Source organism: Neobacillus rhizosphaerae (assembly GCF_937468385.1).
Classification (GTDB): domain Bacteria; phylum Bacillota; class Bacilli; order Bacillales; family Cytobacillaceae; genus Neobacillus; species Neobacillus rhizosphaerae.
Genome location: NZ_CALBWS010000051.1, coordinates 1 through 22,383 on the forward strand (window position 1 = coordinate 1; position 22,383 = coordinate 22,383).

Below are 22,383 nucleotides of genomic sequence, written 5' to 3' on the forward strand. Positions count from 1 at the left end.
TGTTTTTTTAATTGTTCCTTTAGGTACGAGGCCTCCAAGCGAAATGGGAATGAAGCGCGGAAGAAAAAAATACGCCACTACTTGGCAGAAAAAAGTCTATTTTATTGACAGAAGTCCATTACCCGTCCGTTTTTCCGATTTACCCGTCACTTTCCGCTTTTTACCCGTCAATGCGCTTCCAGACCACCCTCCCAAGCAGGCAAAAAGCCAGGCGACTAGCCTGGCTCAGGTAACTATCTCTTATCAAAGTTAAGGTGTTGCTTATTTTTGGCTTGGATCTTCGACATCCGACTCCACAAAAAGTTTCAGTGCAGTCAGCTTATTCTGCCAATATAATTCAAAAAATTGGAGCCAATCTTTTAATTCATTTAGTGGTTCAGGCTCAAGCTTGTACCTTGTTTCCCTGCCGACTTTTCGCTCTTTAACTAATCCGGCATCTGCTAAAATGCGTAAATGCTTGGATACAGCAGTACGGCTCGTGGGGAAGTGGCTACTAATAGCGGTAACAGGCATCTCGTCATGGCTAAGAAGTTTCAACAGCTTTCGCCTTGTCGGATCGGCGATAGCTTGAAAGACATCATGCTTTGCTGAAGAAGCAACCATTTAAGCCTCAACATAGCCTTGCAATTTTTTCACAAGACCTGCCCATCCCTGATTCATGTTGTCACGAATTGGGGTATGTGGAGCACCAAACTCTGTAACTTTATTTGCATCCCAACCGCCATGAATAAGGGTAAATTCTGTTTTTCCATCCAGTTCATTTAATTCAAATGAAAGTGTCCAATCTTTTCCCCAATTAAATGAAAGGCTATTAGGAGGATCGATATGTGTAACTTTACATGGAGACATCCCAAATTGGCCCGCATTTATATGAAATTCATGACCTTCTACTGGTTTAAAATCATTTGGCATAAACCAGGCAGCTATTCCTTCTGCTGTAGCAACCGCGTCCCATACTTTAGCAATAGGCGCATTGTAAACAACCGTGTACTTTATATCCTTTAATGTTGCTTGTGTCTCATTTCCCATTGAAATGCCTCCTAAAATCGTCAAAAATTTTTTCTAATACGAAACCATTTGGTTTCACATTAAAAATAATATAACACCATTTGGTTTCACGTCAAGTATTTCTTTTTAAAAATAAAACGGTGCTTTACATTTTGTAAAGTCACCGTAAACTACCATTTTCATTCAAAATTTATATGCTGTGATAATACATTTAGAGAACCGGCCTAACAAAATAGAAGCGGTTTGAGCAGAGCTTCACTTCATTCGTCGACTAAAATGTTTATTTTTCGCCAGTTTAAATATAATAATTCGTTTTTGGGCGCTCCTCCTATATCAAATCTATTGACTGCTTCCTTGATCGCTATATAACAGTGCTTGGGCAATTCCAATAAAGTACTCTGATTCCCGAATAATATGGTTCAAAACTACTTTGGCCGTAGGATTACTACTTACAGCTACACTATGTGTTTTAATTTGTTCACAAAGCTGAATAAACGCTTCACTCTGCTCCAGGCAATACGAAACAAGCTGAAGCACTTGTTGATGTAATTGGTCTGATACTTGAGAACCAGAGCGGATGACAGATTCAATGAAACGGACAACCTGCTGATGCGTTTCTCCAAGAGCTTGTTCCCACTTTTTCAAGGCATCGACAAATTCGGGCTCCAGTCCCGTGACCAGCTCTCTAATAACCACCGTATGTTCTTCTTCCTGATGCTTCCAGAATTCCGCTTCATCTAAAATTCTTAACGGCATCTGCTGACCATAATAAAATTGCATAGACATCCCCCCATCATCTTTTCATTTCAATGTATGGGATGAGCTTTAGAAATATGCTTTTATCTATTAACTTCCCGCACCACCATTGGTAGCAGCGTTACTTCTTCTTCGTTTCTCTATGGTGTTTATACCCATGACAACAGCAATTAGCTCCTCAGAAGAAACTTTCTCATTATTTTTACTTAATGGTATGCTTTAAATAAAACGGAAAAAAATGGTACAATTACATAAATCAGAAAAATGAAGAGGTAGTTTTTATGTTTAACAGTCAATATATAAGAAGTGTCCAATTTAAAAGAGCTGAAGTCCCTTCTTTTAAAAAATATCCCTTTAACCTGCCCAGTTTGAAGACGTTAGACGAACTATCTTTTCATCCTAATGTAACGTTTCTCATCGGTGAAAATGGGATGGGTAAATCCACCTTGCTTGAAGCGATTGCGGTTTCATTAGGGTTTAACCCAGAAGGCGGATCAATTAATTTCAATTTTTCTACCTTTGATTCACATTCAGCACTTACCGATTACCTTAAATTAATCAAAGGAATAGAAAAACCGAAAGATGGATTTTTTCTGCGGGCGGAAAGCTTTTATAATGTCGCGTCTAACATTGAGGAAATGGATCGTGAAGTTAGGGGCCGTCGAGTAATTGATTCATTTGGCGGAGTTTCCCTTCATGAGCAGTCACATGGTGAGGCCTTCTTTGCCACATTTCTTCATCGGTTTGGGGGAAATGGTATATACATTTTAGATGAACCTGAAGCCGCCCTCTCGCCACTTAGGCAGATGTCGATGTTGACGAGGATTCATGACCTAGTGAACGAGAATTCCCAATTCGTTATCGCTACCCATTCGCCCATTATTATGGCCTATCCAGATGCGAAAATCTTTGAATTTACGGAAGAAGGAATAAAAGAAAGCACACTTGAAGAAACGAACCATTATTGGATTATGAAACAATTTTTTGATGATAAAGATAGAATTCTGCATCATTTGTTAAATGGATAATGATATCGACATAAAGAAAACTCGCCGACTGGCGAGCCTTTAGGCGAAGACAGAGGCGTAGTTGCCCTTATGCGACATAGGAAAGAAACTAACCAATTTGGTCTTTTGAAAATTTATACTTTCCTATTAGCCAAAAAGAGCGCAAGTCCTGCGCCCTTTTATTGAACAATATTTTTTCCATAAAAGATTTCATCCATCTCAAGCTTTAATCTCTCTGTGATCTCAATATGTTCTTCCGGAGTTAACTTATCTTTTGTATAGCCAAATAAATAGTTATTTAGATCAAATTCCCGAAGCTTGCATTTTGTGTGGAAAATATGTTCCTGATAGACATTGACGTCAATCATATCGAATAATTCACCGACATCTTCAGGGATGTAATTCTGAATCGAGTTTATTTCGTGATCAATAAATAGCTTGTGCCCCGTTTTATCCCTTGTAAAACCGCGAACGCGGTAATCAATCGTCATCACATCGGTCTCAAACGAGCGGATTAAATAATGAAGCGCCTTAAGCGGCGAAATTTCTCCGCAGGTTGAGACATCAATATCTGCTCTAAAAGTACTGATTCCTTCATCCGGATGAAATTCCGGGTATGTATGAACGGTAATATGACTCTTATCCAACTGCATTACTACCGATTCGGGAAGCGGTCCTGGGGATTCTTCAAATGATTCTGATGGAGCATTGGCAACTGGTCCTTCAGATACTAACAACGTCACGCTCGCCCCCGCCGGCTCAAAATCCTGACTAGCAACATTTAAAACATGAGCACCAATGATATCTGATACATGCCTTAAAATTTTTTGCAGTCTATCAGCACTATATTGTTCATCAATATATTTCAAATAGGCTTCTCGCTCTCCCCTCGTTCTCGTAAAACATATATCATACATATTAAAACTTAACGATTTCGTCAGGTTATTAAAGCCATGTAATTCAATTGCCTCCTCGTGAGTAAGTTTCATGATAATTCCCCTTTCATTTCATCCATTTTTTTAGTTTTATAGTACCCATTGTTATGCCAGGTTACTTATTATTTCAAAAAGAATACCGTGTTTTGAAATAATATCCAAAATTGCCGTTTATTCAGAACGGAGCATAGGATTAAAACTTATATCCTTTGTTTTTTATTTTTCATTATATTTCGCACTTTCTTGAGGAAAATAATTGAAGGTCTTCTAAATGAGGTGAAAGGATGAAAAAACAGTTTTGTCTATTAGTTGTTTTTCTATTATTGCTGCCAAACATAGCAAATGCAGAACCCGTAACTGAAGGTGTAAAGGTTGCATTTGTTAGGGATGGTTTCCTATGGACAAAAATTAATAATAAGGAAGAAAAAATCACGACAGAAAAGTCCACCTATACTAATCCTCCCCAATGGTCACACGATGGGAAATGGATAGCTTATCAGGTTGAAGCTAAAAAGAAACTAAGTCCATATATAGAGTCTCAGACTGAAATATGGGTATATAATCTGGAAACGAAAAAGCACAAGAGAATTACAATAGATGGAACTAATCCCAAGTGGTCACCGGTCGAGAATATCCTTGCTTTTAAAAGTGGCGGTGTCCTAAATGTCTCAAACCTTGAACACTTTTATAATATTGCCTTAGGTGTAGGAGATTATAGCTGGTACCCGGATGGCCGTTCCTTCATTACGGCCTCAGGTGCTTCCCTAAGACCCGATGGATGGACGAATCCAGTTCTTTTTAAAATCGGATTGGAAAAGGATTTAGCTAAAATCACCAGTCTGACCAAAAATGTGAAGCAGCTTTATACCATTCCTAGTGAATTGAAGAAAGGGAACATCAGCCTGCTGGCGATCGATGCATCTAATTTTCAATTTTCTCCTGACGGAAAGTGGATTTCTTTTGTGGTTAGTCCAACGGCTTCGTGGTCAATGGATAGCAATATGGTCTGTGTGATTTCTTCTGATGGGCAAAACTTCGAAGCGTTAGACGAAATTATTGGTAAGTTCTCACCAAAATGGGCGTTTCAGGAAAATCGTATTGGATATATTGCCGGCGGCGGCAGAATTGTCTTTGGTTTTAAAAATAAAGATTTGAAAGTTACCGAGATGCCTGCCTTTAAATCAATCAGTCTTACACCACCAAAGTTTGCTGAATTAGGCTTTGCTTGGAAGAATGATCATTCACTTGTTGTTTCTAGGGTCAAAGAAAGCGAATGGTCGAATAACGAGAAGCAGCGGCCTGATCCTTCATTATTTTTGATAAAAATTGGCGATCATGCACAAATGCAAATTACCCACCCGCCAAAGGACTATGGTGATTATGACCCAATTTATCTTCCCTCAGCCAATAAATTAACGTGGCTGCGGAAAAAGGACTTGGCTGAAACGCAAAGGGATTTGTGGATTGCCGGTCAAAAAGGGGAAAATCCCAAGGTTTGGATAAAAAACGTTGGTGGTTATGATTTTTTTGAAATCGTGAAGAGGCCATCAGAGTCCCTTAGCTTCACTATTGTTTAACTATCAAACTCTAACTAGTTTAATGCACCTTAGTATTTTTTTATATAAATTATAATTATTATAATTTAATATTTACTTTAATTTAATATATGTTATAATTAACTCAGATGAGAAATTTGGAGGAATGTTAAATGACAATTGAACAAGTTATCAATCAACAAATCGCTAACTGGAACATATTATACACAAAATTGCATCGTTTTCACTGGTATGTAAAAGGTCCGCAATTCTTTACCCTTCATGCAAAATTTGAAGAGTTATATGAGGATGCAGCAACTTCTATGGATGAATTAGCAGAACAACTTCTAGCCAGCGCTGGAAACCCAATTTCCACCCTAAAGGAATACCTTCAATTTGCAACAATAGAAGAAACAACTGAAGCTTTATCAGCTGAGGAAATGGTTCAGGTCATCGTAAACGACTATTCTTTAATTATCGATGAATTAAAAGCTGGCATGGAAGTGGCTGAACAAAACCATGACGAGGTTACTAGTGATATGTTTCTTGCCCTAATTGGCAAGCTTAATAAACATAACTGGATGCTAAAATCCTTCTTGCAAGCATAATAAAAATACTAATTCTAAACAGACAAAGCCCACTGCTTTTGTCTGTTTTTTTTAACTAAAAAAATACAAAAGAATAGCAGCAGATTTGTTAATATTAAAGCAAGATAAGATTACAAAGAATTTAAGGAGGGAATGAATCTGAAGAAGTTACCAAAAGCATTATTAATGATTGTTTTCTCTTTTTCCACCATATTAACTGCCTGTGTGTCGCAAACACCACACCAAAACAATAACGTAAAGCCAAAGCAAACTGCATTAGCTCCTAAGGAAGTAAACACCTCCTCTTCTATACTACTTAATGAAATAATGGCTTGGGCTAAGAAAGGAACGGTTAAAGATTGTCCATTTAATGCGTTAGGTAGCACTATAGAAAAGGCGAAATCAGAATGGGGAGAACCTGACAAGGTCGACCTGGCAGGTTATGGCTCCTATGCTACCTATAATAAAAAGAATATCGTTCTAGGCTATAACAAGGCGGGCGAGATTTTCGACGTCCGTTCCTATTCTAAAGACCTTAAAGAAATATCTGACAAAATGTTGGTAAAATCATTCGGACAGCCGTCGGAAGTAAAGGACAATAATAATGAACATATTTATGTTTATGAATTAGGCCCGGAGCTTCAGTTTAAAATCATCATTCCAAAAAGCAGCAATGTCATTGACCATATTTCTGTTTTTAACACAAAAAGAGCAGAGGCTAACAATGATTATATTCTCGATATTAAAGGAAAATCTAATCAACTAACTGAGCAAGCTTGGACATCGATGCAAAAATGGCGGAAGGATATCGTTCTTTTTTCTAAAAGTCAGGAAAATGTATATATTAATGGCCCTGATAAAAGGAAGGTTGCCTTAACATTCGATGATGGTCCAGATGAGATCATCACCCCAGCAATCATTGATATTTTAGCTAACCATCATGTGAAGGGGAATTTCTTCTTTTTAGGAAGCAGAGTAAAGGAACACCCTAATGTGGTTAAGGAGGCATTTGATCAAGGAAACTTAGTCTTGAGCCATAGCTACAACCATGTGGAATTAACGAAATTAGGAAATGCAGCTATTCGAGAAGAAATTGATAGGGCCGGAAAAGCCATAAAGTCAGTTATCGGAAAAGAGCCTGCCATCCTTCGGACACCATATGGAGATACAAACGTACAAGTGGCGGAGATTTCTAAGCAAGAAGGATATTCCATTGTCCTATGGTCGATTGATACACTGGATTGGTCCCAAAAGGATTCAAAAAATATTATTAGCAATGTAATCGCCAATGTTCGAAACGGTGATATTATCTTAATGCACTCCGATTCCGATAAGAGTGAGACCAAAAAAGCATTACCGCTGTTAATCGAAGAATTGCAAAAAAGAAACTTTGAAATTGTCGACTTGCAGGATTTGTTGAATATAAAAGCTTATCAATAACCTATTGTAAGAAAAGCGCAAGCGTCCTGTTAATGGAGAACATTTTCATTTGAGAGGTTTTCCCCTTGATCAACAAATCCTAACGATAGATAGAAGTTGCGTGCTGCTAGATTTTCAGGAACATAGGATAAGCTAATTTCAATACAATCATCCTTTTTATTATTTTGCTGTTTTAATTCAAATTTTTAAAAATTTAGGCCTTTACCTTAGGAAATGTAGATTCGTTGATAGGAAGACTATTTCAAGGAGCCGAGCAGGAAAAGTGCTTGAAAACAATGAAAAAGAAGCCATTCTTAGCTGCTTTTTCACAAAAATTCTCTATTTCACTTGATAATCTCTCAATAACTGAACTTCTTCGTCCGTTAATTCTCGGTATTCACCAAGTTCCAGTGTCTCATCCAACGGTAAAGGCCCCATTGAAATCCTTTTTAAGTAAACAACCCTTTTTCCAACGGCTTCGAACATTCTTTTCACTTGATGAAATTTCCCTTCGGTAATGGTCAGTTTAATATCGGAACGAATTCCTGATTTTAAAATTATTAATTCACCTGGCTTTGTTTCGTAACCGTCATCAAGGATTACACCGCTAGCAAATGCACCAACATCTGCTTCTGTCACTTCCCCATCTATCACAGCAAAATACGTCTTCGGCACATGCTTTTTAGGAGAAAGCAAGCGATGAGCCAATTGGCCGTCATTGGTGATGAGCAGCAATCCTTCTGTATCCTTGTCCAACCGTCCGACAGGAAATGGCTCGTACACTTGGTCCTCCATCTCCAATAAATCGATGACGGTCTCACAGGCGTTATCTTCTGTTGCCGACAATACCCCTTGCGGCTTATTCATCATCAGATAGATAAATTCTTTGTATTCAATCACTTCACCGTTCAAAGTAACAGTTTGAATGTTCGTATCCACCTGCTGCTTAGCATCCTTCACAACGAGATCATCTACTTTAACAGCACCGGCTTTTAGCAATTGTTTGACTTCCTTACGGCTGCCGTAGCCGAGATTAGCTAGCATTTTATCAATTCTCAATAGTAATCCCCCTCAGTTTAAGAAGATTTTTAAGTGTGCAACCGCAATTTTTGCTTAAGGCGAACAACCCGATCGCCAAATAATCGGTCAATTAAACCTGATTTCAATCCTAGGTAAAAATAGATAACGGCACCTACTCCAGCACTTAATAGGATTAAAATAACAGATTGAGGCTTCGATGCTGGTGAAAGAAATAGCAACAATAATTTATAAACAATCTCTGTCCCTGCCCACATCAGACCAGCAAAGATTACAATTAATAAGCTTCGTCTCCAAACAAGACGGAATTGGTAACGGGAGAAGGTTTTAATTACAATCAAATTAATGATAATAGCTGCCATGTAGCCAAGTGCTGTCGCTAATACTGCCCCTCTTGTTTCGAACATTTTTATAAGTGGGATATTTAGGGCAAGTTTTATTAATAAACCAACTAGTAAGCTTAAGATGGTAAAACGCTGTTCGTTGATTCCCTGTAGAATTGCAGCTGTAACCGCGTAAAGAGAAAATAAAATGGCAACCGGTGCATAGGCACCTAATACCTGTGTTCCAAGTACATCATGCTCATAGAACGCCGTATAAACAGGTTCGGCCAATAAAGACAACCCGATCGCTGCTGGTAAAGTTAGATACAATAGGACCTGAAATGTCTGGTTTAATTGCCGGTTCATGCTTTTGCGATCATTCTCAACAAATGCCTTGGTAATACTTGGCACTAGAGTTAAAGAGAACGCCGTTGCGAGTGAAACCGGAATAATGACGATTTTATGTGACTCGAAATTCAATATCCCAAAAGCGACTTCTGCCACCTTCTCTTTCATACCCATTTCCATCAAAGCTCTGGTAAGGGTAAATTGGTCAATAAATTGAAATAATGGATTGGCTATCCCAACAAAAACGAATGGTGCTGCGTAAATAAAAATTTCTTTATAGATTTCCTTTAGCGAGATATCGATTGTTCCTTTATCGTGTTTCAAAAGTTCATCAAGATAAGGTTTTCTTTTATACCAATACCAAAATAAAACGAACAAGCCGCCGATGGCACCAATAAAGGCAGCAAACGTAGCGACACTAACCGCTGAAACAATCGTTCCATTTAAAAATTTCAAAACAACATAGGCACCGCTAAGAGTGAAAACAATGCGAACAATTTGTTCCACGACCTGTGAAACAGCAGAGGGACCCATTGATTGATGCCCTTGAAAATAACCCCTGATTAGGCTCATAAATGGAACAATTATCAGTGCAAAACTAACAGCCCTGATTACAGTGGTAACACTAGCCATGTCTTTTTTACTGGGATTACTCATTTCTGCCAACAGTGGTGCCGCTAAATACATGACTAGGAATGCGACAATCCCCGTAAATAGCATGACCACTATTCCCGATTTAAATAGTTTTCGACCAACAGCATATTCCTCAAGGGCATTATATTTTGAAATAAATTTTGAAACAGCAAGCGGTACACCTGCCGTAGCAATACTAATAAAAATCGTATAGGGGACGTACGAGTAGGAATAAAGCTGCGTCCCGTGTTTCCCTACAATTTGATAAAACGGTATAACATAAATTAAGCCGATAACCTTTGATAATATGGTTCCAAAAGTTAAAATAAACGTACCTCTCAAAAGCTTTGATTGCATAAAATCCCTTCCTATTTAGAAAAGCGCAGGCGCCTTACCAAGTAAATTCGACTTTTTTTTCACACTATTGTAGTTTACAACTCTTTTCCCTATGATGCTACTAACAACCATGCAAATTTATTAAAAATTGTTGACTATTCATTTTGTTTTCAGTTAATGGTGAAATGGTTATAATGAAGTAATTGGTTTTAATACCATTAGGTTACCCATAAAAACGAATGAACATAAAGTTGGTGGAAATATGGAATATGATGTAATCGTCATTGGCGGCGGCCCATCAGGGTTAATGGCAGCCATTGCCGCAGGAGAAAAAGGGGCTAGAGTCCTGTTAATTGATAAAGGAGACAAGCTTGGCAGAAAACTTGCCATTTCTGGTGGTGGCCGCTGCAACGTTACCAACCGGCTACCTATTGAGGAAATTATCAAACATTTGCCAGGTAACGGAAAATTTTTATATAGTGCTTTTTCAATCTTCAGTAATGAAGATATTATTAAGTTTTTCGAAAAGTTGGGTATTGCTTTAAAAGAAGAAGACCATGGACGTATGTTTCCCGTTTCTAATAAAGCTCAGTCCGTTGTCGATGCTCTTTTAGAGCAATTAGAGAAGCTCCATGTAAGAATCTTCAAAAATAGTCCTGTTGCTGATGTCATTTATGAAAATGGGAATGTTTCTGCCGTGGTTTTAAAAGATGGCCAAAAAATATCAGCTAAATCCATCGTTATTGCTGTCGGAGGCAAATCAGTTCCCCATACAGGCTCGACTGGAGATGGCTATGCTTGGGCGAAAAAAGCCGGACATACGGTTACCGAATTGTTTCCAACTGAAGTTCCTGTCACGTCTAGTGAACCATTTATTAAAAATAAAATCCTGCAAGGCCTATCATTACGCGATATTGATTTAAGCGTGTTGAATCCAAAAGGAAAGCCGATTATTTCACATCGAATGGATATGTTGTTTACTCATTTTGGCATTAGCGGCCCAGCGGTACTGCGCTGTAGTCAATTTGTTGTGAAAGCAATGAAGAAGTGGAATATAAAAGAAGTAACGATGAGCCTTGATTCTTTACCAGATAAAAAGGAAGAAGAAGTTTTTCAAGACATCATCAAGCTCGTAAAAAGCGAGCCTAAGAAAAGTATCAAAAATACGTTAAAAGGCTTAGTGCCAGAACGTTACCTGCTATTTCTATTAGAACATAATGGGATTGATCCTTCTGAACAGGGCAGCACGATTTCTAATGAAAAAATTCGTAGTTTTTCCAAAAGCTGCAAGCAATTTCCGATTATAGTGAATGGGACACTTCCTCTCGAAAAAGCATTCGTGACTGGCGGCGGAGTCTCAGTAAAAGAAATCGAACCGCAAACAATGGGTTCAAAATTAATGAATGGTTTATACTTTTGCGGTGAAATCCTTGATGTTCATGGATATACCGGGGGATATAATATCACCTCCGCGCTTGTGACCGGGAGATTAGCTGGAACAAATGCCTCCCTAGCTACAAAAAATCGGGCCTGATCGTCAGGCCCGATAGATAATCATTGCCGAAAAGCAATAAATCTGTTCTTCCTCTTCTTCCTCTGTCATCGCTGCCACATTATATTTAATATCTAGCAGACTCTTTTCCTCAATCCCTTTTAAAAAGCGATTCATTTCCCGTTCCAAATCCTTCTCATGCTCGCGATCGAACAACTTTACCTGGATCATTGAACTCTCCCTCTCTTTTTTATTATCATTATTCACCACTTTTCTGAATTTTAAAAATAAACTCTATTAAAAAGTTCCGTATCCCCTTGAAAATATGCAGGAAAAAACCGATTCCTAATTGGAATCGGCTATTCTGTGTATTCTGTCTCTCCAGTCCAATTCATCATACCGCCAATCATATTGCGGACTTTATATCCCTGCTCTTGAAGGTAATAACATACATTTTCACTGCGGTGACTGGAGCGGCAGATAAAAATATATTCTTTATCCTTGTCAAAATAATCGAGGTTAGCAGGAATATCCCCCATGCGAATATGCTTTGCCCCCGGTATCATACCATATGCTACCTCTTCATCTTCCCTAACATCAACAAGCTCAAGTTTTTCCCCTACCTTGAGCTTTTCTTGTAACTCTTCTGGTGTAATAATTTGAATTTCTTCCATCCCAATCATCCCTTTAGAAAAACATCCCCCAGTTGAGGAGGATGTTCTATTTTATTAGTTTGCTACGATGTTAACAAGTTTTCCCGGAACCGTAATAACTTTTCGAATCGTTTTTCCTTCGATATGTTCCTTCACACAATCATCGTCCATTGCGATTCCTTCTAATGCTTCTTTACTCGCATCAGTTGGCACCATAAGCTTCGTCTTAACCTTACCGTTAACTTGGATAACAATTTCAACTTCCTCATCCACTAGCTTTGCTTCATCATATGCAGGCCATGCTTCGTAAGAGATGGTTCCGCTATGTCCTAGTTTTTCCCAAAGTTCCTCTGCAAAATGTGGACAAATAGGTGCAATCAATTTTACAAATCCTTCCACGTAAACTTTTGGAAGCACTGTTGCTTTATAGGCTTCATTAATGAATACCATCATTTGTGAAATTGCGGTATTAAATCTTAAGCCCTCGTAATCCTCGGTTACCTTTTTCACGGTTTGATGATAAACCTTCTCCAAGTTAGATGCTTCATTATTTGGCTGGATTTTTGGACTTAATGAACCATCCTCTTCGATCAATAAACGCCAGATTCGATCTAGAAAGCGACGGGAACCGTCCAAACCGTTTGTCGACCAAGCAATCGAGGCATCAAGTGGACCCATAAACATTTCATATAAGCGAAGCGTATCAGCCCCATGGCTGTCAATGATATCATCTGGGTTCACAACATTCCCTTTCGACTTACTCATCTTTTCATTGCCTTCACCTAAAATCATTCCTTGGTTAAATAGCTTTTGGAATGGTTCTTTTGTTGAAACAACACCGATATCATATAAGAATTTATGCCAGAAGCGAGCATATAGCAAGTGAAGCACCGCATGCTCAGCACCGCCAATGTAAATATCAACTGGTAGCCAGTGATTTAATTTTTCCTGTGAAGCAAGGGCTTCAGAATTTTTGGGATCAATATAACGTAAATAGTACCAACAGCTGCCCGCCCACTGCGGCATCGTATTGGTTTCGCGGCGGCCTTTTTTACCCGTTTCCGGATCCACGACATTTACCCAATCCGCAATATTAGCAAGCGGTGATTCACCCGTTCCAGACGGTTTGATATCTTTTGTTTTTGGTAATGTCAATGGCAGCTGATCTTCAGGAACCGCAGTCATCGTGCCATCTTCCCAATGGATGATTGGAATCGGTTCGCCCCAATAACGCTGGCGGCTGAATAACCAATCGCGTAATCGGAAAGTTACTTTCTTTGTTCCGATCCCTTGTTCTTCCAACCAAGCAATCATTTTCTGGATTGCCTCTTCTTTATTAAGACCATCTAAGAAAGCTGAATTGATGTGTTCGCCATCGCCAGTATATGCTTCTTTTTCAACATCTCCGCCGGCAACAACAGGCTTAATTGATAAACCAAATTCTTTGGCAAATTCATAGTCACGTTCATCGTGAGCAGGAACCGCCATGATCGCACCCGTTCCGTAGCTTACCAATACATAGTCGGCAATCCAGATCGGCATTTTTTCGCCATTTGCAGGATTGATGGCATACGTACCAGTAAATACGCCTGTTTTCTCTTTTGCTAAGTCTGTGCGCTCTAGATCACTCTTTGTTTTTACTTTATCCAGGTAAGCATCAACTGCTGCACGTTGGTCAGCTGTGGTAATTTTGTCAACAAAATCATGCTCAGGCGCAAGTACCGCATAGGTTGAACCGAATAATGTATCTGGGCGTGTAGTGAAAACAGTGAATGTTTCAGCGTGTCCATCGATTTGGAAGGTTACTTCGGCACCTTCAGAGCGGCCAATCCAATTACGTTGCATTTCCTTCAAGCTCTCTGGCCAATCAAGCTCTTCTAAATCTTCAAGTAAACGGTCACCATAAGCCGTGATTTTTAACATCCATTGCTTCATTGGACGACGCTCTACTGGATGACCTCCACGTTCACTCTTGCCGTCAATGACTTCTTCGTTAGCCAATACGGTTCCTAAAGCTGGGCACCAGTTCACGGCTACTTCATCAATATAGGCAAGACCTTTTTCAAAAAGCTTTAAGAATATCCACTGGGTCCATTTATAATATTCAGGATCTGTTGTGTTGACTTCTCGGTCCCAATCATAGGAGAAGCCAAGTGCTTTAATTTGTCTTCGGAAAGTATCAATATTTTTCGCTGTAAATTCTGCTGGATCGTTTCCGGTATCTAATGCGTATTGTTCTGCCGGTAAACCAAAAGCATCCCAGCCCATCGGGTGAAGCACGTTATATCCCTGCATCCTCTTTAAGCGTGAAAGAATATCAGTTGCTGTATAGCCTTCTGGGTGCCCAACATGGAGACCAGCCCCGGACGGATATGGAAACATATCTAACGCGTAGAATTTTCGTTTATCATATTCTTCACTTGTTTTGAATGTTTTTTCTGTTTCCCATTTTTTTTGCCATTTTTTTTCGATATGCTGATGTTCGAAACTCATATTGGTTTCCTCCTAATTAGAAAAGCGGAAGCGCCTTGTTCAGCCCCGACAAGCATAAGACAAGCGCTGGCAGAAGGCGCTTTTTGCCTTCAGAAGCGATTGGCTTATGACCTCGAGGGGCTAGGCGCTGGAGCTAGACAGCGCTCGCAGTTCTAAAGCTTTTCTTATTTATTTTAAAATAAAAAATCCCCTCATCCCAAAAAGGGACGAGAGGATTGTATGTATCTTCCCGCGGTACCACCCACATTAGTGCATGCATGCACTCGCTTCATTCATCCTTAACGCGGAAAACGGCAAACATTACTTTTTGTTCATGTCTGCAACTCAAAGGCGAGTTCATGATATACCCGGTTGACTTCCACCAGCCGTCAACTCTCTACGCTCGGGTATGAACCACTACTACTCCTGATCACTGTTTTTCAATATAAAGTATTACGGTTATTGTATTAAATTTTTCACCACTATGCAAGCAAACAATTGCCTAAATTCAGGATGGACGAAATACTGCTTTTTTAAACAACAAAAAGAAAAGAGCAAGCGCGCTTGCGCTGAACCCTTCTCAAAGTCCAATATTATAAATTCTTATATTAGAAACAAAAGACAAAGGAGTATCCCCCTTAGTCCACTCCACACGGACAAATACTATATTTGTCCACGGCAGGTGCCTGACACCATTTTAGCTTTTAAACCACGATCATATAATATTGTGGTTACTATTGCAATCAGAAACAGACCAATTAATACAGTGAATAACGCGGACATACTATATAAATCTACCAGCATTCCACCAAGTAAAGGGCCAATCATTCTACCACCTGTGGCGGTGCTGTTGACGATTCCTTGATAAAATCCTTCGCGGCCCTTTGGTGCTAAATCAAATGCAACAGTAGGAACCGCCGGCCAGATGAACATTTCACCAATAGTTAAGATGATCATAGCAATTAATAAGCCTGAAAAAGCACTAGCTTTTCCGGCAACCAAAAATGAAATAATAAAAATACCGATTCCAATCAGTATTTGCAGCTTAAGTGAAGCTGACAGTTTCATTAGCAAACCATTGAGAAGCGGCTGCCCGAGGACGATGATGGCACCATTTACCGTCCACAATAAGCTGTATTGAGTTAGTGAAATATTGATTTCTTGTGTATAAGAAGCAATGGTTGTTGTCCATTGACTATAAGCAACCCAACATAGTAAATAGCCAGAACAAATAATCAATAAAGCCTGCAAATTCACCTTATTATTGACAACTTTCATTGTTTTTTCATTCTGCTCATGCTTTACGGTCACTACCGAGATACCCTTATATCCAAATACAGCAATTAGTAAGAAGATTACATACATGATGGTGTTGGCAAGAAAGATTAGTTGAAACGAGTAATCTGCAACGATCCCGCCAAGAGACGCGCCTATTGCAACCCCAAGGTTTTGCGCCACATAAAGGGCGTTAAAGGATTTTCGTCCACCTTCTTTCCACACCGAACCCGCCATTGCATACATCGATGGAAAAATAATTCCTGTGCCAAAACCAACAATGGTTAGAAAAACTACATATTCTGGCCAGTCATGCCAAATAGATAATCCGACAAGAGCGAAAAGGGAAATACAAATTCCCAGTATGATAGATTTATAGCCACCGATTTTATCAAATAAATGGCCGCCATAGAGATTCCCGATTACATTTGCACCTGAGTTAAGCATTAGGACAATCCCAGCAACGGACAAGGACCTTCCTAAATGATCGTGAATATAGATTGTGTTTAAAGGCCATAAAAAAGAAGAGCCAATTACATTCACTGCCATCCCGATGATTAAAAGCCATAAGGCACGCGGCATGAAAAACGCTCCTTTATTGTAAGTTATTTCGAGTCACTAGGTAATTTTAGCCGTTTTTATGTTAGTGTGCAATCCTTTTGTATTTCCATGTATCATTGGGAAATGATTCTGCGGATTTGAGTGAAGATTCCGCCGATTCTCCATTTAATTCCGCCGATTTCGTGATTAATTCCGCCAAACTCACCTCATTATTCCACGAAGCCGGCTAATGGATTTCGCAAATTGACACCTTTCCATAAATTTGTCACAATAAAAGCAAGAAAACACTGTTCTCCTCAGAGAATCAGTGTTTTCTAAACGGTATTTTGTGGCTCTTTCCTTACTGTTCCTATTCCTTCTTAGCGGGACGAATAAGAATTTATTGGGAAGGGCTTATTTTTTTGGTACTGCCGGGACAACTGGTGCTTGGCCAGGGAAATAGCTATTTATAGCAGATTCTTTTTTCTTCCCGTCTACTTTTTCTTCTAAAACAGCTTTTTTCGCTTTATCAATTTCCTTGTCAAGCTCATCCATATTGACGCCTTTTTTCACAAGCTCTTCTGTTGCAACGCGGATGGCTTTGCTTGACTCCTCAATTGACATCCTTAGTGAATCCATTGATCCTTGTGGATTATGGAAGCCTGAAGAGTTTTCAGCTGCAATAATATCCCATAACCATTGCCCTTTTCGCACAGATTCCTGTGCTTGTTTGATTTTTTCTGGGCTCACACCAGAAGTAATCATTTTGTTCACATAATAATGGGCTGAAGTGGAAATATCTTGCGCATCATGTAATCCCTTAACAGTTGAATCTTGAATTTCATATACACGGTCTTTAAGTTTGTCTAAATCGCGATCCCCGTGACATTGTCCACAAGATGTTTGCATCGTTTTAAGTGGTGAAGTCCACCAGTGGGACGTAATCTTTCTTTTTCCATCGACACGTTCATATGGCATATGGCAATCTGCACAAGATACATTTGCTTTACCATGTGTGCCTGATGAATGGGTTTCAAATTCAGGGTGCTGTGCCTTTAACATTGGTGCTCCGGAAATATTACTAATCCAGTCTTTTTCAAAACCATTCTCTTTTGCAATGGTGTTGTAGTATTCATACATTTCTGCTGGCTTAAAGCCCTTAGTCCATGGGTAGGTTACTTCACTATTTTTAGCAGCAAAGTAGTATTCATCATGGCACTGGCCGCAAACATAGGTGCGCATTTCGTTTTTCGTAGGGTTTGAAACATCAACACCCTTTGCTTTTAACGCTTTATAAAAACTAGGGCGTGTTACACGTAGATCCATTGTTTTCGGATCATGGCAGTCGGAGCAGCCGATTGGCGAGTGGCCCATTGCTTCGCCCTTTGGCCAGATTTCCTTGTTAAAATTGGCGCCCCAATAGCTGTCTCCCATTTCTTCGATCATTTTTGGCACAGCTGTTGATTTACATGTGTAACAAGAACCAACAGACTTATCGGTAATCCGAGGAGGATTATGAATATCTTCTAATGCATAAGTATGACCACGATCTTCAGTATAGTATGTTGCAAAGCCATAGCCATTGAAGAGGATTGGCAGTAACGGCTCTTTATCGGCATCGAATTTGCTTCGTTTCACCGAACCATTGTATTTTGTCTCTTCCATTTTATTATTTTTCTTGTAGCTATTATATTGAAGCGGAAAAATATCCTTAAACGCTTCATTGCTTATTTCATCTGCTGCGAGGCCTGTTGTCTTCTTGCCTGCTGCCGAAGCTGTTTTGTCACCGGAATCATTGCCGCAACCAGTGATCATCAACACTAAAGCTAGCAGGAGAAGATATGCCCCATATCGGAACCTTCCCATTCTTAAAATCCTCCCTTATTTTCTAATAACTCTCCTGATTTAGGTGGCTTATTATAGTGATCGTCTTTAAAGCCTTTCCCATGTGGTACAGTTTTGTGGCAAGATACACAACTATCCTTTGCATCATGCGACACATTGCTTAGCGTACTCTTGTGGCAGGAGATACAATTATCATTCATGATACTTTTCGTTCGGTCTGTCGCCTGGATTACATCTGGAATATCTTTTGTTCCAAATGTGTTGAAATAAATATGCGTCATCCCTGCTCGGCCTTTAAAAAATAACTTACCTGCTTCACTCTTGTGTGGTAAATGACAATCATTACACTGCAAATCGGAATGAGTAGAATCCTCAAATGACGCATAAACGGATTTCATCGTATGACAGTTTTGACAGAAACCAGGTGAATCCAGATAGGCCATTGTTTTGACTGTTGAAAAGGATAAAAACACCCCGATAAGTAATGCTAAGACAATTAAAAACTTTTTGTCCATCTTCAAAATCTTTTTGAACATTTCTTCACCTCCCATATTTTATCTCTCTATATATATATTAAAGTACCTTTAAGGCACCTTAATCCAAATGGATCACGCTCTTGAGAGCGCTTTTTCTTTACTGCTTTTTCTTTCGATTTCGGATCAGAATGCTCAATGCACCTATAGATAGGACACTAATCCCACTAAAGGCCCCGACAGCTAGACTATTGGATGTCTTATTCCCTTTTTGGGTCACTTCGGATGAATGTTTTTCACTCATGAGTTCTGTGGTTGGTTTTTTCTCAAGGCGATCATAGTTAATGGTGAAGTTTTTTTCTTCACCAGCTTTTACTCCTTGGTAAAGGTAGGAGAAGGTGTCATTAGCCCCGCCATGGCTCTGTTTTTCTTCTGGAGACGGCGAGAGCTTCATTTTTTTTGCCTTAGTCGGTTGTGTAAAGGTAATATTGACGAGTCCAATATCAGCAAAGCTTTTAAACTGATACGTTAATGATTTCTTTTCCTTGTTAACCTTTAGGCTGTCTGTATAATATTCGATAACAAATTTATATCGTTCCTTCGGGGCAATCTCTTCGCTTGTAGTCCAGGAAATCGTTCCTTTTTCATGGTCGATAACATATTCGATTTCATAGGCCTTCTTTAAATCACTTGAGTAATCGCTAACAAAGCCAATACGAAAGTTCTTCTCTTTCATTGGTAGTGGAATTTCAATTTGTCCTTTTTGTGGCTGATCGGAGTCATTTACCATCGATCCTTGATAACCAATCAATAGCGGTGGATGCGCCTTATTTTGATCGTTGGGATGATAGGCAAACTCTGGCATAACTTGAATTGTTAGCTCTTCCATGCTTAAAATTGATTGATTTTCAGCAAAGCTAATCGAAGGACACATAAAGGCTAGGATGAAGCTAACGATTAATAGGTACTTTTTCATTTCCAAACTTCCTTTCAAAAACTAGCTAAGCAAATTTGTGGATAAAATGTGAACATGTTCACATAAGTTTCAAAAAAAGTGCTAGGTGGACTAGTACTCCTAACAAAAAGTGGAGGTTCTGGAAAGGAGTTTACTAATCCATACCTTATTTAAACCATGAATAATAACCCCATTCTGTGACCTACATCACATCCTAAATTGGAGTTGTTTCCAAACTGTGAACGAGGATATTATTCTATTCTCAAGTTGTTTTTATTAAAAAATTGGTATTGAAAGCGTTCTTAGTTGTTTTTCCACGTTTAGGAGACCATTTTTTGCATAATAAAAAAAGTGTAAAAAAAAAGAAAAAAAAGATCCCTCAACAAAATTGTTAAGGAATCCTTTCGAATTTTAAGATGACTATCACTTTTCTTGATGCATTTTAGATTTTACTGGCTGGCCGCCTGATTTTTCATATTTTATTTTTGCTTGTTTCACCAAATCAAAATCCTGGCCTAGTTCGAAATCTTGATTATTGACTCCATTTCGAGTTTTTTGTTCTGGATTTTGTTGTTTTGATCGTTTTTTCAAAAAGCTTCTCCTCCTCTTAATGCCCTTTTAAAATCATCGAGTTCTGCAGCTGTTGAAGCTGAAGTCTCATTCTATGGAGTTGTTCACGCTGTTGTGAATTGGCGAAATTAGCCATTTTTGCTATATCACCATAAGTTTCTTCGAGCGCTTGTAATGCTTGTGTATAATTATCATCGTTATATTGTTCTTGGAGGCTGCTTTGTTTGTATTGTTCCTCGGCATATCGAATAGCATCCTCACACTGTTGCATCAGATTATCCATTGATTCACGAGTAGCCATTTAAGAACCCCCTTCAGTTCACCCAACCACTTTAAAAATCTTCGTGAAGCACACCGCTTCATTTCTTATTGTGTTCTCGATTCATTTTCCTATTACACAAACAGTGGGATAAATTATGGCAATAAACAATTACATTTTGATAAGGCTTTTGCTTCATGTTAAAATTGACCTTATGTAAATTTTATTTTTTTAAAAAAGGAGGTTTTCTGACATGCTTCAGACAAAACCTTTTCCATATGCTTTGGATGATAAACGGTATCATACCTGGAATTACCACCTCCGCGGGCAATTTGGCCATAAGGTGTTTAAAGTAGCACTTGATGGAGGATTTGACTGTCCGAACCGTGATGGTACGGTCGCGCATGGCGGCTGTACTTTTTGCAGTGCTGCCGGCTCAGGTGATTTCGCCGGTAACCGTGTCGAAACATTGGAAACCCAATTCAATGAAATAAAAGAAAAAATGCACACAAAGTGGAAAGATGGCAAATATATGGCCTATTTTCAAGCGTTCACCAATACCCATGCACCCGTGGATGTTCTACGTGAAAAATTTGAGACTGTCCTAAAGCAGAAAGGTGTGGTAGGCCTTTCGATTGCAACCCGTCCAGATTGCCTGCCTGATGATGTCGTCGAGTATTTAGCTGAATTAAATGAACGAACCTATTTATGGGTTGAGCTCGGGCTTCAGACTGTCCACGAACGGACCGCATTACTTATCAATCGTGCCCATGATTTTCAATGTTATAAAGACGGAGTTAATAAACTAAGAAAGCATGGAATTCGGGTTTGTTCCCATATTATTAATGGACTGCCGCTTGAATCGTATGACATGATGATGGAAACGGCCCGTGAAGTCGCTAAATTAGACGTCCAAGGAATTAAAATTCACTTGCTTCACCTGCTAAAAGGCACGCCAATGGTTAAGCAATATGAAAAAGGTATGCTCGAATTTCTTTCACAACAGGACTATGTGAACTTAGTATGCGACCAATTAGAAAGTTTACCACCGGAAATGATTGTACACCGCATTACGGGTGATGGACCGATTGACTTGATGGTTGGACCAATGTGGAGTGTAAATAAGTGGGAAGTATTAAATGCCATTGATGCCGAATTGAAGAAAAGAGGCAGCTGGCAAGGTAAATTTTATCAAGAGAGTGCACGGACTTTGAACCGATGAAAATGGAACGTATTCTTCCGTTTGCGAAAAATTTACTCAAAAAAGCGGTTCAATCCGGTGATGTTGTCGTAGATGCAACTCTTGGCAATGGACATGATACCGTTTTTTTAGCGGGGCTTGTAGGTGAAAGCGGGAAAGTTTATGGCTTTGATGTGCAAGAAGAAGCGATTATGGCAAGCAAAGAGCGGTTGACACAGCACGGTCTGTCAGATCGGGTAACCATTTTCCACAAAGGACATGAATCCCTCTATCAAATGGTTCCACCTATTCATCATGGTCGGATAACAGGGGCAATTTTTAACTTGGGATACTTGCCTGGCAGTGATAAAACCATTGTTACTAGGCCAAAGACAACCATTTCTGCTATCGAGCAATTATTGGAAATTATGGCTCCCGAGGGTATCATTGTCCTTGTGATTTATCAAGGTCATGAAGAAGGGGCAGTTGAACGGGATTCATTGCTCAACTATTGCCAACATATTGACCAAAAAACAACGCATGTGCTGCAGTATCAATTTATTAATCAGCAAAATTATCCTCCTTTTATTATTGCGATTGAAAAACGCTAAAAACCAGGCATCGTGATATTATCCCCTTTAAGTAGACAGTGTAAAAAACCCATGTGTATAGCGTGGGTGATACACTAATACTTGGAGGGGATTTTTCTATGGCTAAAAAAGGACAACAATTTCAAAGGTATAC

At 39.2% G+C, this 22,383-nt stretch carries 23 protein-coding genes and 1 other annotated feature; of the genes, 8 read left to right on the plus strand and 15 right to left on the minus strand.

The genetic code is table 11. The features are described from left to right. A partial coding sequence (locus tag M5A78_RS23660; protein WP_248737727.1) for a hypothetical protein occupies positions 1-253 on the plus strand: 253 nt, incomplete at its 5' end. An 8-nt stretch (positions 254-261) separates the two neighbouring features. Here M5A78_RS23660 and M5A78_RS23665 read toward each other — a convergent pair. The 3 genes from M5A78_RS23665 to M5A78_RS23675 form a co-directional block, all read right to left on the minus strand. Beyond that, complete coding sequence (locus tag M5A78_RS23665) at positions 262-603, minus strand: ArsR/SmtB family transcription factor (RefSeq protein WP_248737728.1); 342 nt, start codon at positions 601-603, stop codon at positions 262-264. Beyond that, on the minus strand, positions 604-1,029 hold the full coding sequence (locus tag M5A78_RS23670; protein ID WP_248737729.1) for an SRPBCC family protein: 426 nt from the start codon (positions 1,027-1,029) through the stop codon (positions 604-606). Positions 1,030-1,347: 318 nt separating this feature from the next. Next, complete coding sequence (locus tag M5A78_RS23675) at positions 1,348-1,788, minus strand: DUF2935 domain-containing protein (RefSeq protein WP_248737730.1); 441 nt, start codon at positions 1,786-1,788, stop codon at positions 1,348-1,350. Positions 1,789-2,045: 257 nt separating this feature from the next. Here M5A78_RS23675 and M5A78_RS23680 point away from each other — a divergent pair, with 257 nt between their 5' ends. Further along, positions 2,046-2,792 carry an AAA family ATPase gene (locus M5A78_RS23680; protein ID WP_248737731.1) on the plus strand — a complete coding sequence of 249 codons (747 nt, stop codon included), beginning with the start codon at positions 2,046-2,048 and terminating at the stop codon, positions 2,790-2,792. Between the two features lie 158 nt (positions 2,793-2,950). Here the strand turns inward: M5A78_RS23680 and speD are convergent, their stop codons facing one another. Beyond that, positions 2,951-3,760, minus strand: coding sequence for an adenosylmethionine decarboxylase (speD, locus tag M5A78_RS23685; RefSeq protein ID WP_248737732.1), 810 nt, complete (start codon positions 3,758-3,760; stop codon positions 2,951-2,953). Between the two features lie 230 nt (positions 3,761-3,990). Here speD and M5A78_RS23690 point away from each other — a divergent pair, with 230 nt between their 5' ends. From M5A78_RS23690 to M5A78_RS23700, 3 genes are all read left to right on the plus strand, one after another. Further along, on the plus strand, positions 3,991-5,283 hold the full coding sequence (locus M5A78_RS23690) for a TolB family protein (protein WP_248737733.1): 1,293 nt from the start codon (positions 3,991-3,993) through the stop codon (positions 5,281-5,283). A gap of 131 nt (positions 5,284-5,414) precedes the next feature. Continuing rightward, the gene (locus M5A78_RS23695; RefSeq protein WP_248737734.1) at positions 5,415-5,849 is read left to right on the plus strand and encodes a Dps family protein; all 435 of its coding nucleotides are present in this window, start codon (positions 5,415-5,417) and stop codon (positions 5,847-5,849) included. Between the two features lie 132 nt (positions 5,850-5,981). Beyond that, positions 5,982-7,268 (plus strand): polysaccharide deacetylase family protein, encoded by a 1,287-nt coding sequence (locus tag M5A78_RS23700; RefSeq protein ID WP_248737735.1) that lies wholly within the window; start codon positions 5,982-5,984, stop codon positions 7,266-7,268. 318 nt (positions 7,269-7,586) lie between these two features. On the opposite strand, the gene M5A78_RS23705 is transcribed toward M5A78_RS23700, so the two are convergent. Together M5A78_RS23705 and M5A78_RS23710 are read right to left on the minus strand one after the other, a co-directional pair. Further along, positions 7,587-8,306, minus strand: coding sequence for a pseudouridine synthase (locus tag M5A78_RS23705; protein WP_248737736.1), 720 nt, complete (start codon positions 8,304-8,306; stop codon positions 7,587-7,589). Positions 8,307-8,335: 29 nt separating this feature from the next. Further along, positions 8,336-9,946, minus strand: coding sequence for a putative polysaccharide biosynthesis protein (locus M5A78_RS23710; RefSeq protein ID WP_248737737.1), 1,611 nt, complete (start codon positions 9,944-9,946; stop codon positions 8,336-8,338). Between the two features lie 241 nt (positions 9,947-10,187). Between M5A78_RS23710 and M5A78_RS23715 the strand changes: the two genes are divergently transcribed. Next, the gene (locus M5A78_RS23715; protein ID WP_248737738.1) at positions 10,188-11,459 is read left to right on the plus strand and encodes a BaiN/RdsA family NAD(P)/FAD-dependent oxidoreductase; all 1,272 of its coding nucleotides are present in this window, start codon (positions 10,188-10,190) and stop codon (positions 11,457-11,459) included. A gap of 3 nt (positions 11,460-11,462) precedes the next feature. On the opposite strand, the gene M5A78_RS23720 is transcribed toward M5A78_RS23715, so the two are convergent. The 9 genes from M5A78_RS23720 to M5A78_RS23760 all read right to left on the minus strand — a co-directional run bounded on the left by M5A78_RS23720 (position 11,463) and on the right by M5A78_RS23760 (position 20,501). Beyond that, positions 11,463-11,648, minus strand: a complete 186-nt coding sequence (locus M5A78_RS23720) for a sporulation protein Cse60 (RefSeq protein ID WP_248737739.1) — start codon at positions 11,646-11,648, stop codon at positions 11,463-11,465. Between the two features lie 128 nt (positions 11,649-11,776). Next, positions 11,777-12,091, minus strand: a complete 315-nt coding sequence (locus M5A78_RS23725) for a rhodanese-like domain-containing protein (RefSeq protein WP_248737740.1) — start codon at positions 12,089-12,091, stop codon at positions 11,777-11,779. 54 nt (positions 12,092-12,145) lie between these two features. After that, entirely contained in the window at positions 12,146-14,563 is a 2,418-nt protein-coding gene (leuS, locus tag M5A78_RS23730; protein WP_248737741.1) for a leucine--tRNA ligase, read from the minus strand. Positions 14,564-14,762: 199 nt separating this feature from the next. Continuing rightward, positions 14,763-14,985 (minus strand) — a binding site (T-box leader). A 220-nt stretch (positions 14,986-15,205) separates the two neighbouring features. After that, a complete protein-coding gene (locus M5A78_RS23735; protein ID WP_248737742.1) occupies positions 15,206-16,399 on the minus strand; it encodes an MDR family MFS transporter in 1,194 nt (397 codons plus the stop codon). Positions 16,400-16,771: 372 nt separating this feature from the next. Continuing rightward, positions 16,772-18,223: an ammonia-forming cytochrome c nitrite reductase subunit c552 gene (locus M5A78_RS23740; RefSeq protein WP_248737743.1), complete on the minus strand. Its 1,452-nt coding sequence runs from the start codon at positions 18,221-18,223 to the stop codon at positions 16,772-16,774. A gap of 2 nt (positions 18,224-18,225) precedes the next feature. Next, the gene (locus M5A78_RS23745) at positions 18,226-18,738 is read right to left on the minus strand and encodes a NapC/NirT family cytochrome c (protein ID WP_248737744.1); all 513 of its coding nucleotides are present in this window, start codon (positions 18,736-18,738) and stop codon (positions 18,226-18,228) included. 97 nt (positions 18,739-18,835) lie between these two features. Next, positions 18,836-19,651: a hypothetical protein gene (locus tag M5A78_RS23750; RefSeq protein ID WP_248737745.1), complete on the minus strand. Its 816-nt coding sequence runs from the start codon at positions 19,649-19,651 to the stop codon at positions 18,836-18,838. 402 nt (positions 19,652-20,053) lie between these two features. After that, positions 20,054-20,221: a glycogen biosynthesis protein GlgD gene (locus M5A78_RS23755; protein ID WP_248737746.1), complete on the minus strand. Its 168-nt coding sequence runs from the start codon at positions 20,219-20,221 to the stop codon at positions 20,054-20,056. Positions 20,222-20,237: 16 nt separating this feature from the next. Next, on the minus strand, positions 20,238-20,501 hold the full coding sequence (locus M5A78_RS23760; protein ID WP_248737747.1) for a YtzC family protein: 264 nt from the start codon (positions 20,499-20,501) through the stop codon (positions 20,238-20,240). A gap of 211 nt (positions 20,502-20,712) precedes the next feature. Here M5A78_RS23760 and M5A78_RS23765 point away from each other — a divergent pair, with 211 nt between their 5' ends. Further along, on the plus strand, positions 20,713-21,681 hold the full coding sequence (locus M5A78_RS23765) for a TIGR01212 family radical SAM protein (protein ID WP_248737748.1): 969 nt from the start codon (positions 20,713-20,715) through the stop codon (positions 21,679-21,681). Then, positions 21,678-22,250 carry a class I SAM-dependent methyltransferase gene (locus M5A78_RS23770; protein ID WP_248737749.1) on the plus strand — a complete coding sequence of 191 codons (573 nt, stop codon included), beginning with the start codon at positions 21,678-21,680 and terminating at the stop codon, positions 22,248-22,250. The genes M5A78_RS23765 and M5A78_RS23770 overlap by 4 nt, the downstream gene beginning before the upstream one ends. The last annotated feature ends 133 nt before the right edge of the window (positions 22,251-22,383 follow it).

Excerpts from the sequence above, each read along its gene's own strand:
- M5A78_RS23665 (WP_248737728.1), bottom strand. The coding sequence starts at position 603 with ATGGTTGCTTCTTCAGCAAAGCATGATGTCTTTCAAGCTATCGCCGAT.
- M5A78_RS23670 (WP_248737729.1), bottom strand. The coding sequence starts at position 1,029 with ATGGGAAATGAGACACAAGCAACATTAAAGGATATAAAGTACACGGTT.
- M5A78_RS23675 (WP_248737730.1), bottom strand. The coding sequence starts at position 1,788 with ATGCAATTTTATTATGGTCAGCAGATGCCGTTAAGAATTTTAGATGAA.
- M5A78_RS23680 (WP_248737731.1), top strand. The coding sequence starts at position 2,046 with ATGTTTAACAGTCAATATATAAGAAGTGTCCAATTTAAAAGAGCTGAA.
- speD (WP_248737732.1), bottom strand. The coding sequence starts at position 3,760 with ATGAAACTTACTCACGAGGAGGCAATTGAATTACATGGCTTTAATAAC.
- M5A78_RS23690 (WP_248737733.1), top strand. The coding sequence starts at position 3,991 with ATGAAAAAACAGTTTTGTCTATTAGTTGTTTTTCTATTATTGCTGCCA.
- M5A78_RS23695 (WP_248737734.1), top strand. The coding sequence starts at position 5,415 with ATGACAATTGAACAAGTTATCAATCAACAAATCGCTAACTGGAACATA.
- M5A78_RS23700 (WP_248737735.1), top strand. The coding sequence starts at position 5,982 with ATGAATCTGAAGAAGTTACCAAAAGCATTATTAATGATTGTTTTCTCT.
- M5A78_RS23710 (WP_248737737.1), bottom strand. The coding sequence starts at position 9,946 with ATGCAATCAAAGCTTTTGAGAGGTACGTTTATTTTAACTTTTGGAACC.
- M5A78_RS23715 (WP_248737738.1), top strand. The coding sequence starts at position 10,188 with ATGGAATATGATGTAATCGTCATTGGCGGCGGCCCATCAGGGTTAATG.
- M5A78_RS23720 (WP_248737739.1), bottom strand. The coding sequence starts at position 11,648 with ATGATCCAGGTAAAGTTGTTCGATCGCGAGCATGAGAAGGATTTGGAA.
- M5A78_RS23725 (WP_248737740.1), bottom strand. The coding sequence starts at position 12,091 with ATGGAAGAAATTCAAATTATTACACCAGAAGAGTTACAAGAAAAGCTC.
- leuS (WP_248737741.1), bottom strand. The coding sequence starts at position 14,563 with ATGAGTTTCGAACATCAGCATATCGAAAAAAAATGGCAAAAAAAATGG.
- M5A78_RS23735 (WP_248737742.1), bottom strand. The coding sequence starts at position 16,399 with ATGCCGCGTGCCTTATGGCTTTTAATCATCGGGATGGCAGTGAATGTA.
- M5A78_RS23740 (WP_248737743.1), bottom strand. The coding sequence starts at position 18,223 with ATGGGAAGGTTCCGATATGGGGCATATCTTCTCCTGCTAGCTTTAGTG.
- M5A78_RS23745 (WP_248737744.1), bottom strand. The coding sequence starts at position 18,738 with ATGTTCAAAAAGATTTTGAAGATGGACAAAAAGTTTTTAATTGTCTTA.
- M5A78_RS23750 (WP_248737745.1), bottom strand. The coding sequence starts at position 19,651 with ATGAAAAAGTACCTATTAATCGTTAGCTTCATCCTAGCCTTTATGTGT.
- M5A78_RS23760 (WP_248737747.1), bottom strand. The coding sequence starts at position 20,501 with ATGGCTACTCGTGAATCAATGGATAATCTGATGCAACAGTGTGAGGAT.
- M5A78_RS23765 (WP_248737748.1), top strand. The coding sequence starts at position 20,713 with ATGCTTCAGACAAAACCTTTTCCATATGCTTTGGATGATAAACGGTAT.
- M5A78_RS23770 (WP_248737749.1), top strand. The coding sequence starts at position 21,678 with ATGAAAATGGAACGTATTCTTCCGTTTGCGAAAAATTTACTCAAAAAA.